This is a genomic window from Aquimarina sp. AU58 (assembly GCF_900312745.1).
In the GTDB taxonomy this organism is placed as follows: Bacteria; Bacteroidota; Bacteroidia; order Flavobacteriales; family Flavobacteriaceae; genus Aquimarina; species Aquimarina spinulae.
In genome coordinates this window covers 548,928-566,300 of the sequence record NZ_OMPD01000009.1, presented here as the reverse complement: position 1 = coordinate 566,300, position 17,373 = coordinate 548,928, and the positions used below count along the sequence as shown (strand labels likewise).

At 34.0% G+C, this 17,373-nt stretch carries 15 protein-coding genes; 4 read left to right on the top strand and 11 right to left on the bottom strand.

The features are described 5' to 3' along the window. Window positions 1–5: 5 nt before the first annotated feature. The 8 genes from DK441_RS09010 to DK441_RS08975 all read right to left on the bottom strand — a co-directional run bounded on the left by DK441_RS09010 (window position 6) and on the right by DK441_RS08975 (window position 5,666). The gene (locus tag DK441_RS09010; RefSeq protein WP_109098415.1) at window positions 6–785 is read right to left on the bottom strand and encodes an enoyl-CoA hydratase-related protein; all 780 of its coding nucleotides are present in this window, start codon (window positions 783–785) and stop codon (window positions 6–8) included. Between the two features lie 2 nt (window positions 786–787). Further along, entirely contained in the window at window positions 788–1,156 is a 369-nt protein-coding gene (locus DK441_RS09005; protein WP_235015740.1) for a VOC family protein, read from the bottom strand. Next, window positions 1,156–1,659, bottom strand: coding sequence for a 1,2-phenylacetyl-CoA epoxidase subunit PaaD (gene paaD, locus DK441_RS09000; RefSeq protein ID WP_109098413.1), 504 nt, complete (start codon window positions 1,657–1,659; stop codon window positions 1,156–1,158). Before paaD ends, DK441_RS09005 begins: the two co-directional genes overlap by 1 nt. A gap of 93 nt (window positions 1,660–1,752) precedes the next feature. After that, on the bottom strand, window positions 1,753–2,508 hold the full coding sequence (gene paaC, locus DK441_RS08995) for a 1,2-phenylacetyl-CoA epoxidase subunit PaaC (protein ID WP_109098412.1): 756 nt from the start codon (window positions 2,506–2,508) through the stop codon (window positions 1,753–1,755). Window positions 2,509–2,609: 101 nt separating this feature from the next. After that, window positions 2,610–2,894 (bottom strand): 1,2-phenylacetyl-CoA epoxidase subunit PaaB, encoded by a 285-nt coding sequence (gene paaB, locus DK441_RS08990; RefSeq protein ID WP_025667674.1) that lies wholly within the window; start codon window positions 2,892–2,894, stop codon window positions 2,610–2,612. Between the two features lie 33 nt (window positions 2,895–2,927). Next, window positions 2,928–3,908 carry a 1,2-phenylacetyl-CoA epoxidase subunit PaaA gene (gene paaA, locus DK441_RS08985; RefSeq protein ID WP_109098411.1) on the bottom strand — a complete coding sequence of 327 codons (981 nt, stop codon included), beginning with the start codon at window positions 3,906–3,908 and terminating at the stop codon, window positions 2,928–2,930. A gap of 12 nt (window positions 3,909–3,920) precedes the next feature. Beyond that, window positions 3,921–4,994 (bottom strand): 1,2-phenylacetyl-CoA epoxidase subunit PaaE, encoded by a 1,074-nt coding sequence (gene paaE / locus DK441_RS08980; protein WP_109098410.1) that lies wholly within the window; start codon window positions 4,992–4,994, stop codon window positions 3,921–3,923. Between the two features lie 102 nt (window positions 4,995–5,096). Further along, on the bottom strand, window positions 5,097–5,666 hold the full coding sequence (locus DK441_RS08975; protein ID WP_109098409.1) for a TetR/AcrR family transcriptional regulator: 570 nt from the start codon (window positions 5,664–5,666) through the stop codon (window positions 5,097–5,099). 250 nt (window positions 5,667–5,916) lie between these two features. Between DK441_RS08975 and DK441_RS08970 the strand changes: the two genes are divergently transcribed. Continuing rightward, entirely contained in the window at window positions 5,917–6,354 is a 438-nt protein-coding gene (locus DK441_RS08970) for an META domain-containing protein (RefSeq protein WP_109098408.1), read from the top strand. A 25-nt stretch (window positions 6,355–6,379) separates the two neighbouring features. On the opposite strand, the gene DK441_RS08965 is transcribed toward DK441_RS08970, so the two are convergent. After that, window positions 6,380–8,053 carry a T9SS type A sorting domain-containing protein gene (locus tag DK441_RS08965; protein WP_160112016.1) on the bottom strand — a complete coding sequence of 558 codons (1,674 nt, stop codon included), beginning with the start codon at window positions 8,051–8,053 and terminating at the stop codon, window positions 6,380–6,382. Between the two features lie 117 nt (window positions 8,054–8,170). Between DK441_RS08965 and DK441_RS08960 the strand changes: the two genes are divergently transcribed. The 3 genes from DK441_RS08960 (at window position 8,171) to DK441_RS08950 (ending at window position 13,335) form a co-directional block, all read left to right on the top strand. Then, window positions 8,171–9,931 (top strand): aromatic amino acid hydroxylase, encoded by a 1,761-nt coding sequence (locus DK441_RS08960; protein WP_109098406.1) that lies wholly within the window; start codon window positions 8,171–8,173, stop codon window positions 9,929–9,931. Between the two features lie 321 nt (window positions 9,932–10,252). Next, entirely contained in the window at window positions 10,253–11,428 is a 1,176-nt protein-coding gene (locus DK441_RS08955; protein ID WP_109098405.1) for a DUF3103 family protein, read from the top strand. 287 nt (window positions 11,429–11,715) lie between these two features. After that, complete coding sequence (locus tag DK441_RS08950) at window positions 11,716–13,335, top strand: cadherin domain-containing protein (protein WP_160112015.1); 1,620 nt, start codon at window positions 11,716–11,718, stop codon at window positions 13,333–13,335. Between the two features lie 298 nt (window positions 13,336–13,633). Here the strand turns inward: DK441_RS08950 and DK441_RS08945 are convergent, their stop codons facing one another. After that, on the bottom strand, window positions 13,634–14,581 hold the full coding sequence (locus DK441_RS08945) for a GSCFA domain-containing protein (RefSeq protein WP_109098403.1): 948 nt from the start codon (window positions 14,579–14,581) through the stop codon (window positions 13,634–13,636). A 58-nt stretch (window positions 14,582–14,639) separates the two neighbouring features. After that, complete coding sequence (gene alaS, locus DK441_RS08940) at window positions 14,640–17,273, bottom strand: alanine--tRNA ligase (RefSeq protein WP_109098402.1); 2,634 nt, start codon at window positions 17,271–17,273, stop codon at window positions 14,640–14,642. Window positions 17,274–17,373: the final 100 nt, after the last annotated feature.

The following is a 17,373-nucleotide window of genomic DNA, read 5'->3' as shown; positions in this document are numbered from 1 at the left end:
CATTCTTATTTACCTTTAAATATTGGTTTTCTTTTTTCAATAAATGCATTTACACCTTCTGCATAATCTTCGCTTTCTGCAGATTCTATCTGTAGATCCGATTCTATTGCTAATTGCTCATCGAGCGTATTTATCAATGACCGATTTAATAATCTTTTAGTCAATCCTAAAGCTTTGGTTGGCATTTGAGATAATTTTGAAACCAGTTTAGTTACCTCTTCTTCAAAGGCTTCTGTTTCAAACACTTTATATATCATCCCTAATTGCTCTGCCTCTTTTGCGCTTACTTTATCACCTAACATCATTAAAGCAGAAGCTTTTTGAAAACCAATTAATCTGGGTAGAAAAAAGGTTCCTGCACTATCAGGAACCAACCCTATCTTACTAAATGCCTGGATAAAGCTTGCCGCCTCAGTAGCTACAACAATATCACACGCCAAAGCTATATTGGCTCCTGCTCCTGCAGCAACCCCATTTACAGCTGCCACAATAGGTTTTTCGATAGTTCTAATACGGCTGATTATTGGATTATAATGTTCTTCTAATATTTTTCTGAAACCAGGGTTCAATTCGGGAGAAGTTACTTCTTTAAGGTCCTGTCCTGCACAAAACGCTTTTCCGTTTCCGATAAGCATAATGGCTCTTACTTGATCATTAGCATTACACTCGTCGAATGTTTTTTGTAATAACAAGGCCATTTCTCTATTGAAACTATTAAAAGTATCTGGGCGGTTTAGCGTTATTCTCGCTACTCCATTATCAATGTGCAATTCGATTGAAGGCATATTTAATTCTCTATTTTGAATTGTGGGTTATAAATTATTCCGATGATATTATTCCATGGGCATTTAACTGTTGCTACCACGATTTCTCCTCCTACATTTGTTGGTTTTTCGTGTTCGGTAGCTCCTAAATCGAGTAATCTTTGGTATGTTGTATCTATCTTTTCTACACCCCAATACGAAAGTACGCTATCAGATTTTGTTTCTGAAGGGGCCTCTTCTGGAAGTAATCCAAGTTCATACCCTCCTATATTGAATCCTATATAAAAAGGTTCGTCGAAATAGGGTTTGGTATTAAATGCATCTGAATACCATTTCCTGGCTTTATCCAGATCACTAACTTTATATATTGTTGTTCTTAATCCGAGCATCATTATTTGAGACATTTGAAATAATCAAAAGGTTCTAAACAATCATTACATTGAAAAAGTGCTTTACACGCTGTCGAACCAAACTGGCTTACCATTTTTGTATTTGTTGAGCCACATTGGGTGCATTTTACTATTTTTTTACCCCCAAGTAATGCTTCTTTATCTGCTTTTTCATGTAAAGGTGCTGCAATCCCGTATTTTTCTAGTGCTTCTCTACCTTTTGGTGTAATCCAATCGGTAGTCCATGCCGGCGATAAGACCAAGGAAACTTTGGCTTCGATATTTTCTTTTGCAAAAGCATTAATAATATCATCTCCTATCACATCCATTGCAGGGCAACCACTATATGTCGGAGTTATTGTAACCTGAGCAATCGTTTCTATCATTTGAGCAGAACGAACCACTCCCATATCCATAATAGACAATACCGGAATTTCGGGATCATGAACTTTTTCCAAAATTGGAATCAGCGCCGGATCTATATGTTTCTCAAATTCTATTGTCATAATAAATATGGAATATCGAACATTTAATATCCAAAGCTGAAGTTTTACTTCTCTTCATCATTCAATATTCTAAATTCGGTATTCTGTATTATTTTACCACTTCATATTAGGATAGGTACGTTGCATATATTGCAAATCTGAAAGCAAGTATCCCATATGTTCACTATGAATACCTTGTTTACCACCTTTCTGAAACCATTTTGTTTCTGGTATGGTGATCGTAGCCTCTTCAAATACGTCTCTAATCCTTTGGTCGTATTTTTCTCGTAAAGCAGCAGTATTAACACCAACTCCATTTTCTACAGCCATCTTATCATCATCTGTCATATGAAATAGTTCGTCTGTATACTTCCACAGATCATCAACTGCTTCCTGAACTTTTTGGTGACTTTCTTCTGTACCATCTCCTAATCTTTTCATCCAGTCTGAAGAAAATCTTTGATGATAGCTTACCTCTTTAATTCCTTTCTTTGCAATTGCTGCTATTGTTTCATCATTACTATCTTGCAATTCTTCTAACAATAGTAAGTGAAAAGCGTCATAGAAAAACTGTCTTGTAATCACATATCCAAAGTGTCTGTTTGGTTGTTCGACAAGAAGTACATTTTTGTACTGTCTTTCTATTCTCAAAAAAGCAATATCATCTTCAGTTTTCCCATCTCCAGAAAGCTGAGCCACATATTGGTAATAACTTCGCGTCTGGCCTAATAAATCCAATGCCATATTGGTCATTGCAATATCTGTTTCCAGGTTTGGTCCGTGGCCACATAATTCTGATAATCGCTGACCAAGGATCAAAGCATTATCTGCTATACCGTAGATATATTGTATTTTATTTTCGTTTTTCATAACACTGCCCGTAATGATGGGTATCTTATTTAAATAACTTTAATTTCAAAATAGTACGTTTTCCGTATTCACGGGAATTGTAATTTTTACCATTGTAAAAATTACATATGCTTTACTTCATCTGGTAATGTATAAAACGTAGGATGTCTATACACTTTATCCTGAGCGGGCTCAAATAATTCTCCATTATTTTCGGGGTTTGATGCTGTGATATGTTTAGATTCTACTACCCATATACTTACTCCTTCATTTCTTCGTGTATATACATCTCTGGCATTTTCCAAAGCCATTTCTGCATCGGCAGCATGAATACTACCAAAATGACGATGTTCTAAACCATTTTTACTTCTTACAAACACTTCCCAAAGTGGCCAGTTATTTTTCATAATTATGAATTTTAAATTCTGAATTCAGAATTATTATATTGCTTTTTTAAGCTTTTTATCTTCTTGTTTTTTGGCATATGCCATCGCTGCATCCCTTACCCATTCTCCTTTTTCCCAAGCATTAACTCTAGCTGTCATACGCTCTTTGTTACAAGGGCCATGACCTTTTACTACTTGCCAGAATTCGTCCCAATCTATTTCTCCAAAATCGTAACTCCCTTTTTCTTCATTCCATTTTAAATCTGGATCCGGAATAGTAAGTCCAATTAATTCTGCTTGCGGAACTGTTTGATCAATAAATTGCTGACGTAATTCGTCATTAGTTTTTCTTTTTAATTTCCACTTCATTGATTGAGCAGTATGTACAGATTCTGCATCTGTAGGTCCCAGCATCATCAACGATGGCCACCACCATCTATTCAATGCATCTTGCGCCATTTCTTTTTGCTCTGGGGTACCATTCGCCAACGTAATCATTATTTCATATCCTTGACGCTGATGAAAACTCTCTTCTTTACATACTCTAATCATCGCTCTTGCATATGGCCCATAGGAAGTACTGCATAGAGGCACTTGATTAATAATTGCCGCACCATCTACCAACCAACCAATTGCTCCCATATCTGCCCAGGTGATTGTAGGGTAATTGAATATACTAGAGTATTTTGCTTTACCTGTATGCAATTGCTCGTATAGTTCTTCTCTAGAAATTCCTAAAGTCTCACATGCACTATATAAGTATAATCCATGTCCTGCCTCATCCTGAACTTTAGCTATTAAAGCTACTTTACGTCTTAAGGAAGGTGCACGAGTAATCCAGTTTCCTTCTGGCAACATTCCAATAATTTCGGAATGTGCGTGCTGAGAAATTTGCCGAATATGAGTTTTCCGGTATTTTTCCGGCATCCAATCTTTAGGTTCGATCTTTTCATCTCTGGCAATTCTCTGCTCAAAGATTTCTTCTAGACTTAGACTCTGCCCAGTCCCATGGTTTTTTATTTCTTTTTCGCTCATAATCCTAGAGTTTTATACATCAAAATCAACTACTACTTTTTCTGTAGTAGGAACAGCCTGGCAAGATAAGACAAGACCTTTTGCAACCTCATCTTCTTCTAGCGCATAGTTCACCTTCATTTCTACTGCTCCTTCAACAACTTTACATTTACAAGTACTGCACACTCCGCCTTTACAAGCAAAGGGCAGATCTGCACCAGAAGCCAACGCTCCATCTAATATATTATCGTGATCATCATCCATGGCAAAGTGAAACTCTTTTCCGCCATCAATAATAGTAACCTCAGTTCCATCAAATTTATGATCAACTACTTCTGCTGCTTTTTTCTTATCTTCTTCAGAAACACCTGAAAAGAAAAGTTCGTAATGAATTTTGTCTTTTGGCAATCCTGCATTCACCAATCCATCTCTAATCAAAAAGATCATTTCTTCAGGACCGCAGACAAAGCATTCATCTACACTGGATACGTCAATTATTTTATCAGTAAGTTCCTGTATCTTTTCTTCTGTAAATCTTCCATTAAGTAATGGTATATCCCGATGTTCTTTTGTTAAAAAGTAAAATATCTCTACTCTTCCAAAATACTTGTTTCTAAGCGCTTCTATCTCTTCTTTAAAGATAATGGATTTCGCATTCCGATTCAAGTAAAAGAGCTTGAAAGTACTTTCTGGCTCAGATGCAAGATGAGTTTTTAGTATGGATAATATGGGTGTAATACCACTTCCTGCTGCAAAAACAATATAATTTTTGGCTTTTGAAGGAGCCACTTCAACAAAAAAGTTTCCCATAGGAGGCATTACTTCCAGAACATCTCCTTCTTTAAGCACATCATTTGCGAAGTTAGAGAACAATCCCTGATCAATTCGTTTAACTGCCACCTGCCATTTATTTTCAACAGGACTCGAACACAAAGAATAAGAGCGCCTTACCTCTTCATCATTAATAGATGTTTTTAGAGTAAGATGCTGGCCTTGCTTAAACAAAAATGTACTTCTAAGCTCTTCTGGTACATCAAAAGTGATAGATGTACAATCCTTAGTTTCTTTAGTTAATTCAGAAACGCGAATAGAATAAAAATCAGTCATATCTTAATTTAACTATATAGTTATAGCTAAACAAAACTAACAATTGTTAGTTTGATACACAAATAATTATCTGTTAATTTTATGACTACCTCAAAATACTGATCATGCTACCCCTTTTAACAATACTGATATCATATCTCGTTTCAAGATATCAGAATCAATCTCTTTTTGTTCGGGGTACCATAAATACAATGTTCTTAAGGTAGAGAGTGTAGAAAACACCATAATTTCTACATTATAGGGTTTAATCTCTCCTTTTTCTAATCCTTTCTTTACTATATCTCTAAAACTATCTTCATATTCTTGGCGCATTTTCTCAAAATATTGCAAATTATTCTCTTCCAGATGCATCCAATCGTTATTAAGTGAAGCCAGACCATCTGCATTTCGCAATGTCACATCTATATGTAAGTCTATAATGTTTTCCAGTTTTTGGATCGTATTTTCATCAGAACTCACAATTTTATTCATCCCAACGGTAAATTCCTCTGCAAGTCCAATTATGATAGTAGATAATATTTCTTGTTTTGACTGAATATGATTATATAAGCTTGCTGCTTTAATCCCCATAGCTTTTGCCAAATCTCTCATAGTTACTGCACTATACCCTTTTTCTTTAAAAAGAATAGCTGCTGCATTTATAATTTCTTGTTTTCTGCTTTCGGGTCTCATCTGTTTTGATTTATCATTTTTATTGGTCAGATAAAATTCACATAGTAATCATTTTTCAACAGGCTCAACTAATAAAGTGAAGCCGGTATTAAAAACCTTAACTATACTCATTTCATGGTAGGTATTTTGTTTTCCACTCAAAAATAAATTTTAATCTCATATAACCCATATTTTTGCGACCAAAAACAATGATTATGATGAATTTATGTTATAAATAATATTATATTAACCATAAAAAGAAACTAGACTTATGAAATCTTTACTAATCATTTTGTTTTTCGTGGCATTTTCAAATACAAATAGTTGTGCAAACAAAAATAATGCAGCAGTCAAAAGTCAGGACAAAGAAAATCAGGTTACTAAAAAAATAACTTTTTTCATCACTCTTCTTAACGGGAAAGATGTTTCTGAGAGAAAATTACACATCACTTTTGATGAAGAACAAAGCTCTGCCTATGGCCACTCTGGCTGTAATACGTTTTCGTCTAAGTATACTGAAGAAAACGGAACTATTTCTTTTAGCTTCCCCATTGCAACAAAAATATATTGCGAAAAAAATGCAGCAATAGAAAAAGAATTTTTCAAAACTCTTGTTGAAGTTAAAACCAGAATCCTGAAAGAAGATTCTCTAATTCTAAAAGACGGTAACGATAAAGAGTTATTCTCTGGTGTAAAATCCAAAGAATAACTCTTTAAATATTATTATCCTATATTTAGAATTGCTTACTTACAATTACTTTTTTAGTAAAAGAAGTGCCATCAGATGTGTTTTTAACATAAATAAAATACATTCCTGTTGATTTATCTGACATATCAATTTGTCCTTTTTCCTCAGACAATTTCCCAGAACCTACAACCATTCCTGAAATATTATAAAGATAATATTCTAATTTACCCTCTACTGTATTAGTAATATTAACAATAGCTTCTGATGCGTTAAAAGAAACCGCTAACACCTTTTCTTCTTCAGGTTCTGGATCAATTGGCGGTGGCGGTGGCGGTGGGTTTCCATTGTTTTCCTGAGAAAGCATATTTAATGTTTCTCTTCCTGTATTATCGGGATCTAACCAATTAGAGAGTCTGTTAGAATCTGAGTTACCAAAACTCCATGAAACATTAAACCTACCATAAAAATCTGAAAGACCATTATCATTTGTCCCCGAACAGGCTGCTCCTCCTCCTGCAAGCTGCCCTACTATTCTACCATTTGGATCAAAAAGAGCAGAACCAGAAGATCCACCTTCTGTAACTCCAAGATCCCAATCTGTTACCTGCCAGGAATCAACAGGATCTGTTAAACCTCCTATGCCAGTTTTTATTTGTGTTAGTGCTGTGTTTTCTCTACATACCTTCATTATATCTCCGCTAGGATGGTGAATCCCTATTGCAAAATTTGCTGCTATATCTCTTCTATCCCAACCAGCCCATTCTAATTCCCAGGATTCATCTAAACCTCCATCTAAATTCAACAGTTTGAAATCAGATTCTACATTAGCAGCTAATCGTGTAGCACCACTCGTTGTTTGATTTATCGTAGCATCTGTACTACTCGTTGTTGTTGCACAAGAAGGATTAGGGCTAATCCAATTGAAACGAAATGCCCATGTAGATTCACTACCAGCATTACAATGATTAGCTGTCAAAAAATATGGTGCTTTATCATTTTTTGTATTATTAATCAGTGTTCCTGTACAAACAAAACCATCCATAATTACAAAAGCAACAGCGTGCTTTAATCTATCTTTTAATTCATCAAAATCTTCTCCAACAGAACACTCTACATCTTGATTACAATCTCCAGAGTCACCAAAATTTTTGCTTTGAATTTGAGTATTTGTAATCGAGCGATATCCATGAATTACTTTAGCAATATTTAATTGCCCTTTACCAGTAACAGAAGCAGGTTCAAAATATTCTATCCATACATTATCTCCTTCTACCATCCAGGTACCTAGCATCTGGTCTGGTCTGTTAAAAATATTTGTATACGCACCTAAAAGGTCAGATTTATCACTATTATACAGATGCACAGTAGCTCCTCTAGGTATTTTATAGGTATCAAAAATGAAATTTAATGTCTTGGCACCTTTAGATATAATATTAACACGCCATATTCTATCTCCATTCGGTAATTCGTCCCATACTCCAGAATTTTTAAGACCTAAATTCACTTTAAGTTCATAACCAAATCTCCATGGTCTTGATTTATCCGAATCATTCTTAGCATCTTCAGCTTTGATTTTAGCCAAATCAAAACTTTTCATAAGCATCGGAACTATGCTTTTTTTCTCTTGCATACCCCAACTTACTGGTTCACTATATGTAACCTGGGCATTTATACCTAATGTAAATAATAATAATCCTAATACTATCAGCTTAATTCTCACAACCATCTATTTTTTTAATTGATAAAACAAATTTAACTATTTAAGAATACTTCAATATCAAAATAAAACTATTAATTTTCCAATTAAATTGTCTTGATCAAAAATTAATTTCTATATATGTCTCTAAATATTGCATCTAATCCCTTAATTGACCGGCTCCCCGCGCATTTAAAACAATTCATAAAACCGCAAAATTATGAAGAATATACACCAATAAATCAAGCAGTTTGGAGGTATGTTATGCGCAAAAATACTACTTCCCTTAGCAAAGTTGCTCATAATTCTTACCTAAATGGCCTTAAAAAGACAGGAATTTCGATCGATGAGATACCAAGTATGTATGGAATGAATCGAATTTTAAAAGAAATTGGTTGGGCGGCTGTAGCTGTCGATGGATTTATCCCTCCTAATGCATTTATGGAGTTTCAGGCATATAATATTCTTGTTATTGCATCAGAAATCAGGCAATTAGAAAATATTGAATACACCCCTGCTCCCGATATAATTCATGAAGCAGCAGGGCATGCTCCTATCATTGCTAATCCTGATTACGCAGAATATCTACGACGTTTCGGAAAAATTGGTTGCAAAGCAATCTCTTCTAAAAAAGATTACGATATGTATGAAGCTGTGCGTACACTTTCTATTCTAAAAGAAGCATACGGCACAAATCCAAAAGAGATAGAAGAAGCAGAAAGAAAAATAGAAGAGTTACAAAATCAGAAAGAGAACCCTTCAGAAATGGCTTTGATACGTAATTTACATTGGTGGACGGTTGAATATGGCCTAATCGGCACAGTAGATGAGCCTAGAATCTATGGTGCAGGATTGCTTTCTTCGATTGGAGAAAGCGAATGGTGTATGACTAATAATGTAAAGAAACTACCCTACTCTCCCGATGCTGCTTTTCAGGATTTTGACATTACCAAACCACAACCTCAACTCTTTGTAACGCCAGATTTTGCTTATTTATGTCAGGTATTAGAAGAATTTGCAGATACTATGGCTTTAAGAAAAGGTGGACACAGAGGACTTGCAAAATTAATCGAATCAGAGAATTTAGGAACCATAGAGCTAAGTACTGGTCTACAAATCTCGGGAGTATTTACCCGAATGATAAAAAATGAGGATAATGAAGTTATTTATTTTGAAACTAGTGGCCCAACAGCACTTTCTTTTAGAGAAAAAGAGCTTATTGGCCATGGTATAGAGGCTCACCCAAATGGACTTAGATCTCCTCTTGGAAAATTAAAAGGGATCAATCTTGCTATAGAAAACATGTCTCCTAGAGATCTGAAAGCTTATAATTTTTATGATGGAGAGTATATAGAATTCGAATTCGAAAGTGGGATTACTATTGCAGGAACTAATATTACCGGAATAAGAAACATTAAAGGTGAGTTGATTTTAATTCAGTTTAGTGAATGCACTATCAAATACAAAGATGAATATCTTTTTAAACCAGAATGGGGTACTTTTGATTTGGCTGTCGGAAAAGAAATCGTATCTGCTTTCTCTGGCCCTGCAGATGATAACTCATTTGATTTAGTAACTCATAACCCTTCTTCGGTTACAGCACAAAGAATATATTCTGAAAAAGAAAAAGATCTCCATTCTTTATACTTATCTGTTAAAAATATTAGGGAAGGAAAAAATACTACGTTTTCACTGGAAGCCGTATTCGAAATTTTAGAGAAAGACCATCCTAATGATTGGTTGCTCCCATTAGAGATTTATGAATTAGTTTATGATAGAGATTCTATATTTGCTTCACAAGTGTTAGAACATCTTAAAAACATACAATCAAATAGACCTAATATTAAACATCTAATTAGTAGCGGTATTGATACTGTGGTCAATTCAGAATTTACGGTATAGAATACTATTTCTTTTTAAAATTATTTCTTCAAAAATCATGGCTTCTAGAATTTTTAGTTTGCTACTATAAAGGTGTGTGCTTTTTTAAAATTCTTAACCAAAACGGCCTAAATATCAACAACAAACTCATTATCAATAATTTAATCACAAAACATAATTTCATATGCATGCATAATAAATGTGTGAAAAACAAAAAAACACTTGCCAATTTTTATGGTCTAACCGCATTTCTTTTGAGTATTTAATACCTTATAAATCAAGTTAATAAGATATCATTTTCCTAATTTTAAAAGACAAAACTAACTTAAGTATATTAAAATTATGAAAAAATCATTTTTACTTTTAAATGTAGTTCTCGTTTCCTTGTTATTTTTTAATTGCGAAAGGGAAGAAGTAGTCGTTAACGAAACTAATGTCGTTCAAAACAAGAATAGAATAGACAAAAAGAAGATTGCATTTGACCTAATTGATTTACTAGCTAACACAGAGTTTAGTACTAATATTGTGGAGATATTAGCCAAAGATCGAACACCAGGGATCAAGTTGTCTAAAGTATTAAAAGAAAACGCCGCTTTATTATCAGATCAGGAATCCTATCAATCCTTAAAAAAGATAGTAGATAAAGCAGATAACCAGCTTAAATCTAACAAAATACCTGACATTATAGAAATACCAGAATTATGGTTACAAAAACCTAATCATAAATCGGTAGATTATGCTGATCTATTAATATCATATGCTCCCGAAGGTGATGAAAAATCATGGACAAAAATTGAAGCGTATACGCTTGATGGAGAAACCGTTTTTCTAGACGTTAAAGACATCCCTAATGTACCTGTACTTGTTATAGAAACCAAAGGTTATGAAACCTTAAAAGCAGAAGTAGATTATATGAATACCCAGTTACAAACTGCTGGATTACAAAATAATCGTTTTAAGTCTGCCAAAATGGACTTAAGCCCTTCTTCAAAAACCAATATGGGGCTTGAAACTACCAAATTAGATAAAATACGATTACATAACGATGAGGAGCCCTGGATTAGTGGTGCCGCAGAAGTTTACGCTATCACCTCTGGAATAAAAAACAATAGTAATGAAGCTGAAGTAAAGATCATACCTATGTATTATCTAGATTATGAAGGCACAACATATTACCCTAACCAAATCTTGCTTTTCTGGGACGATTATAAATACCAGGCGGCAAACATCCAATTATTCGAAAAAGATGACAACTACAATTTTAAGCAATTGGTTACCATAATTGTTGATGGTATTTTTCAAATTGTTGGTACAGTTTCTGGACAACCATGGGTAAATGTACTTGGGCAGGTAGCAGGAGCTATCTTACAAGCAATGCCAGATGAATGGTACACCAATAACGATGATTATGTAGATTCTTTGTATACCATTCAAAAAAACAAAACCTATACCAATCACGTAGGTGCCCGAGGTAATGCAACCGTTACTTTATCTCCTCTGTTTATCCCTAATAATTAAACAACATGCTATAAAAATAAAAGAGGTTGTTGTAATAAATACAACAACCTCTTTTTATTTTAATCATAGAACTCATACATAATTATTCTCCCCAAATCATATGAGGATATTCCTGATAAAGCTGATACTTTTTTGATTCTAGTCTTTCTAAAAATGCTAAGTGTTGTTTACTTTTTGGATTAAACAGCACACGCTTTATATTCCTTCTTACTCAAATTCACGGATTACAGGGTGTTTTTTCATCATACATAACACAAATTTTGTTCTTCTAAATTTTATAAATGATTATGAAAAATAACTCCATAAAAACACTGAAAAGATGTATTATATTGTGCATTAGCGCAATTATCATTTCATGCTCCAGCGATGATGATGATGTGACAGAAACGACTATTACCGCAAAAGATTTTGAAACCACTATAGACGAAAACCCTATAGAAGGACAAGAACTAGGAACTATAGAAGCGACCACCAACCAAGGAACCTTGACCTATACTCTTAAAAGCGAAGAACCTGAAGGAGCTTTAAGTATAGACTCAAAAACAGGAAAAATTACGGTGAAAGACGCTACTTTATTTGACTATGAAACCAGAAAAAAACTTACAGCAACCCTACTCATAAAAAATGGGGACAGTAACAAGGAAGCTAAAGTAACAGTACACCTAAACGATATTCATGACCCATTAATTACCCTAAAAGATTTTGAAACTACTATAGACGAAAACCCAACAGAAGGACAAGAACTGGGAACTATAGAAGCAACTACCAACCAGGGAACTTTGACCTATACCCTTAAAAACGAAGAGCCAAAAGGAGCTTTAAACATAGACAAAGAAACCGGGAAAATTACCGTAAAAGATGCTTCCTTGTTTGACTATGAAACCAGAAAAAAACTTACGGCAACGGTACTGGTAAATGACAGCGAAGCTAATATAACAATACACCTGAATGATATTATAGAGACAGGCTACATTACTTTTAAAGACCCTAATTTTAAAAAGGCATTAGTAGAACATACCGCCCCTGTAGTAGATACCAATAGTGATGGTGAAATAAGTATAGAAGAAGCCAAGGTTGTTGAAAGATTAGATATAGATAATAAAAACATCTCTGATCTCTCAGGGATTGAACATTTTACAGCTTTAAAATTTTTATTTTGTCGTAATAATAAGCTAACAAACCTGGATGTAAGCAAAAATACAACATTAAAGATTTTATGGTGTGACAATAATCAATTAACGACCCTGAACATAAGTAAAAATACAGCCTTAGAGGATTTATATTGTCGTTATAATAAACTAACTCTCCTGGATGTAAGCAAAAATATGGCATTAACAAGCTTTGGTTGTTCTAACAATAACTTAACAAGCCTGGATGTAAGCAAAAATACAGCATTAACAAGCTTTGGTTGTTCTAACAATAACTTAACAAACCTTGATGTAAGCAAAAATACAGCATTAACAGGCTTTAGTTGTTCTAACAATAACTTAACAAGCCTGGATGTAAGCGAAAATACAGCATTAACACTCTTGCGGTGTTTTAACAATAACTTAACAAACCTTGATGTAAGCAAAAGTATAGCTTTAGAGTTTTTAAAGTGTCATGAAAATAACTTAACAACCCTTGATGTAAGCAAAAATATAAAGCTGGATCTTTTATATTGTCATAACAATCAATTAACAACCCTTGATGTAAGCAAAAATACAGCCTTAACACACTTATGGTGTTTTAACAACAAATTAACTAATTTAACCATGAACAATGGTAAAAATGCTAGTATGTCATCTGTCGATTTAAAGAATAACCCTGACCTTAGTTGTATACAGGTAGATGATCCTGAAGCAGCATATCTGCCTATATGGAAAAAAGATGACGCTGCCCGATATTCTAGAGATTGTACATTTTAATTAATAACAAGTCGTACATTGATATCAAACTCCATAGTGATGAAATTAGTATTCATCGCTATGGGGTTTTTATATTTTGATCATGAGCAATATACGTATACAATAATTAAAGTAAACGACATATAATACCATTTCCAATCTAAATTTACTCAATAAAACCGCGTCTTTTTGTCTAATATTTCAAAATAAAACACAACCGTAGCCCTGCTATACTTGAATTTTCTTTTTCATCTAAGTCAAAAATCCATCATTTTTCTTATGAGTGAATTTAAATCAGAACTGGTATAACAATTCGGGATTAAAAATCCATAAAAGGGTATTCCTGATAAAGCTGATACTTTTTTGATTCTAGTCTTTCTAAAAATGCTAAGTGCTGTTTACTTTTTGGATTAAACGGTCTATGCATCATTCCTTTTTTGATTTCTTCAACTCTACCCATAGTCTGAGCAGTTTTTTCAGAAATCCAAACTTCAGAAAAACGCTCCCAAATATAATCTATCGCCAGTGTATTAGGGTGAATCATATCTACATTGTAAAACCGATAATCTCTAAGTTCGTCCATCATGATCTCATAAGAAGGAAAATAACTTAAATTTTCACTATTACTAATAGTTTGATGCAGCGATGTGATTAAATGAGACTTACTTCTATTATTTTCTACAAACCCATCTTTACTATGTCGTACAGGAGAAACGGTAAATACAATTTCTACTGAAGGGTTAATACCTCTAATTAGATGTATACAATTCTGAAGGCATTGATTGATCTCATCTACAGATAATAATTCTTTTTCAAACTCTCTTTGCGGAATTTTATGACAATTCGCCACCACCATATCCAGAGATTTTAATCGATATACCCAAGCAGTTCCTAAAGTGATAAAAATATGTGTCGCAGAGTTAATATTCTTTCTTGTAGTCGTTAATGCCGTGTTTAAATTAGATAAAACTACATTTTGATCAGCATTACTTAAAGAGGAATGTGCATCAAAACAATGCCATTGTTCATTGATATAAAACAAATCGGTATCGGTATATTGTTCTCCCTGAGTAGCCATCCACAAAAATGTTTCTATTGCTTTAGGGTGAAATAATATCCCGAATGGATTAATCTTATTCCTGAACTTAAAGTATTTGAATTTCTCTCCTATATTTTCTGCAAAGCATGATCCTAACAGTAAAAGTTCTGAATTATAATCAACTTTTGATTCTTGAGACTGTAGCGTTATTTTGGTTTGTAGGTTCATAAGTCTCCTTACTCTAACCTCTTCCGTAAAGAAAGAGGAGAAATTTTATAGTTTAAGATTATTTCAAATATTGTTTTGCATTCTTTAATGCTTCTTCTATACCGGCAGGGTTCTTCCCTCCTGCTGTAGCAAAAAATGGTTGTCCACCACCACCACCTTGAATATACTTACCAAGTTCACGAACCATCTGCCCGGCATTTAACTGTTTTTCTTCTACCAGGTTTTTAGAAATATAGCATGACAACAAGGCCTTTCCTTTCTGATCTGATCCAAATAGCATTACAACATTTTCAAGTTCACCTCCTAATTCGAATGACAAATCTTTAATTCCGGCAGCATCTAAGTCTACTTTTTTTGCTAGAAATTTAACCCCATTTACATCTTCAAATTCTGATTTAAGGTCTCCTTTCAGGTTTTTAGCTTTATCCTTAAGAAGAGTTTCTATCTGTTTTTTCAGACTTGAGTTTTCTTCTTGTAATGATATAATAGTTTTTAAAGGGTCCTTTGTTTTAAGAACTGCTTTTACTTCTCCATACGCTTCAGATTGAGTTGTAAAAAATTCTTTTGCCGCATCACCGGTAATTGCTTCAATCCTGCGAATTCCTGCTGCAATTGCACTTTCTGATACAATTTTAAAGTGCCATATGCTACTGGTATTTTTTACATGAGTACCACCACAAAGTTCCATAGATTCTCCAAATCGTATTGCTCTTACTGTATCTCCGTATTTTTCTCCAAACAGTGCTATTGCTCCTTCTGTTATTGCTTGATCATAAGAAATATTGCGTTGCTCTTCTAGCGGAAGTTGCTCGCGAATTCTCGCATTTACAAAATGCTCAACTTCTTTCAATTCTTCAGTAGTCATTTTAGCAAAATGAGAGAAATCAAAACGCAAATTACCACTATGAACCATCGATCCCTTTTGTTCTACATGAGTACCTAAAATTGTACGTAATGCCTGATGCATCAAATGTGTTGCCGTATGATTAGAAGCAGATCTCGAACGTTGTTTTTCATCTACCACAGCAGTCAAAGTCTCATCTATATGCTTAGGTAAATTTTTAGTAAAATGAATAATCAGATTATTTTCTTTCTTGGTATCTATTATATATACCACATCACCATTAGGCACCTCTAGGTATCCTTTGTCTCCAACCTGCCCTCCTCCTTCGGGGTAAAATGGTGTTTTATCAAACACTAACTGATACAATTCTCCATCTTTCTTGCTATTTACTTTACGATAACGGGTTACTTTTACATTTGTTTTAAGATGATCATATCCAATAAAATTTTCTGTAGCAGTACCTTCTAGTAATATTTTCCAATCTCCGGCAGTTACCTGTGATGCAGCTCTGGATCTATCTTTTTGTTTCTGAAGTTCTATTTCAAAAGCTTTTTCATCTAATTCATATCCCTGCTCACTTAAAATTAAAGCTGTTAAATCAATCGGAAAACCAAAAGTATCATACAATTCGAAAGCTTTCTCTCCAGAAATTATATTTCCTTTGGTATTCTTGATCACATTTTCTAATAATACTAATCCTTGATCCAATGTTCTTAAAAAAGATTGTTCTTCTTCTTTAATTACATTAGTGATTAAGTTTTTCTGAGCTTTCAATTCGGGGAAAGCTTTACTCATTTGTTTGCTAAGTGTTTCTACCAGCTTATATATAAAAGGCTCTTTGGTATCCAGAAAAGTAAACCCATATCGAATAGCTCTACGTAAAATTCTTCGTATCACATATCCTGCTCCTGTATTACTAGGTAGTTGGCCATCTGCAATAGAAAATGAGACAGCTCTTACATGATCGGCAATAACACGAATTGCAACACTTACTTTTCCATCATCATTAGTTGGTAAGCTATTTTTATCATATGTAGAATTGGTGATCGTTTCAATTTCTCGAATTAAAGGTGTAAAAACATCGGTATCATAATTTGACTTCACTCCTTGTAACACCATACATAAACGTTCGAAACCCATTCCGGTATCTACATGCTGCGCAGGTAACTTCTCTAATGACCCATCTGCTTTTCGGTTATACTGCATAAAAACCAGGTTCCAGATCTCTACCACTTGTGGATGATCCATATTTACCAGGTCCCGACCAGGAGTTTTAGCTTTTTCTTCCTCAGAACGAATATCTACATGAATTTCGGAACAAGGACCACAAGGTCCCTGATCTCCCATTTCCCAGAAATTATCTTTCTTATTTCCCATGATGATACGCTCTTCTGGAACAATAGCTGTCCAAAGATCATAAGCTTCCTGATCCATATCCAGGTTTTCATCTTTCGCACCTTCAAAAACAGAAACATAAAGAATATCTTTATCTATACCATATACTTCGGTCAATAATTCCCAGGCCCATTGGATTGCTTCTTTTTTAAAATAATCTCCAAAACTCCAATTTCCAAGCATTTCAAACATAGTATGGTGATAGGTATCCATACCTACTTCTTCCAGATCATTATGTTTACCACTTACACGTAAACATTTTTGAGTATCTGTTATTCGATTACTTTTTGGAATACCATTACCTAAAAAGAATTCTTTAAACTGGTTCATCCCGGCATTAGTGAACATTAAAGTAGGATCGTCCTTAATCACCATTGGCGCAGAAGGCACGATGCTATGTTTTTTGGATTTAAAAAACTCTAAAAATTGATTTCGTATTTCTTGGGATTTCATGAATTCTATGTATTACTATTTTTTCGAAATAAAACACTTAACACAATCGCGATCATTATTTTGCGTTGTTTTAAAAAAAGATTCTAAATCGATATTTGTC

Excerpts from the sequence above, each read along its gene's own strand:
- paaE (WP_109098410.1), bottom strand. The coding sequence starts at position 4,994 with ATGACTGATTTTTATTCTATTCGCGTTTCTGAATTAACTAAAGAAACT.
- DK441_RS08970 (WP_109098408.1), top strand. The coding sequence starts at position 5,917 with ATGAAATCTTTACTAATCATTTTGTTTTTCGTGGCATTTTCAAATACA.
- paaB (WP_025667674.1), bottom strand. The coding sequence starts at position 2,894 with ATGAAAAATAACTGGCCACTTTGGGAAGTGTTTGTAAGAAGTAAAAAT.
- DK441_RS08950 (WP_160112015.1), top strand. The coding sequence starts at position 11,716 with ATGAAAAATAACTCCATAAAAACACTGAAAAGATGTATTATATTGTGC.
- DK441_RS08955 (WP_109098405.1), top strand. The coding sequence starts at position 10,253 with ATGAAAAAATCATTTTTACTTTTAAATGTAGTTCTCGTTTCCTTGTTA.
- paaA (WP_109098411.1), bottom strand. The coding sequence starts at position 3,908 with ATGAGCGAAAAAGAAATAAAAAACCATGGGACTGGGCAGAGTCTAAGT.
- DK441_RS09005 (WP_235015740.1), bottom strand. The coding sequence starts at position 1,156 with ATGATGCTCGGATTAAGAACAACAATATATAAAGTTAGTGATCTGGAT.
- paaD (WP_109098413.1), bottom strand. The coding sequence starts at position 1,659 with ATGACAATAGAATTTGAGAAACATATAGATCCGGCGCTGATTCCAATT.
- DK441_RS08960 (WP_109098406.1), top strand. The coding sequence starts at position 8,171 with ATGTCTCTAAATATTGCATCTAATCCCTTAATTGACCGGCTCCCCGCG.
- DK441_RS08975 (WP_109098409.1), bottom strand. The coding sequence starts at position 5,666 with ATGAGACCCGAAAGCAGAAAACAAGAAATTATAAATGCAGCAGCTATT.
- DK441_RS08945 (WP_109098403.1), bottom strand. The coding sequence starts at position 14,581 with ATGAACCTACAAACCAAAATAACGCTACAGTCTCAAGAATCAAAAGTT.
- alaS (WP_109098402.1), bottom strand. The coding sequence starts at position 17,273 with ATGAAATCCCAAGAAATACGAAATCAATTTTTAGAGTTTTTTAAATCC.
- paaC (WP_109098412.1), bottom strand. The coding sequence starts at position 2,508 with ATGAAAAACGAAAATAAAATACAATATATCTACGGTATAGCAGATAAT.
- DK441_RS09010 (WP_109098415.1), bottom strand. The coding sequence starts at position 785 with ATGCCTTCAATCGAATTGCACATTGATAATGGAGTAGCGAGAATAACG.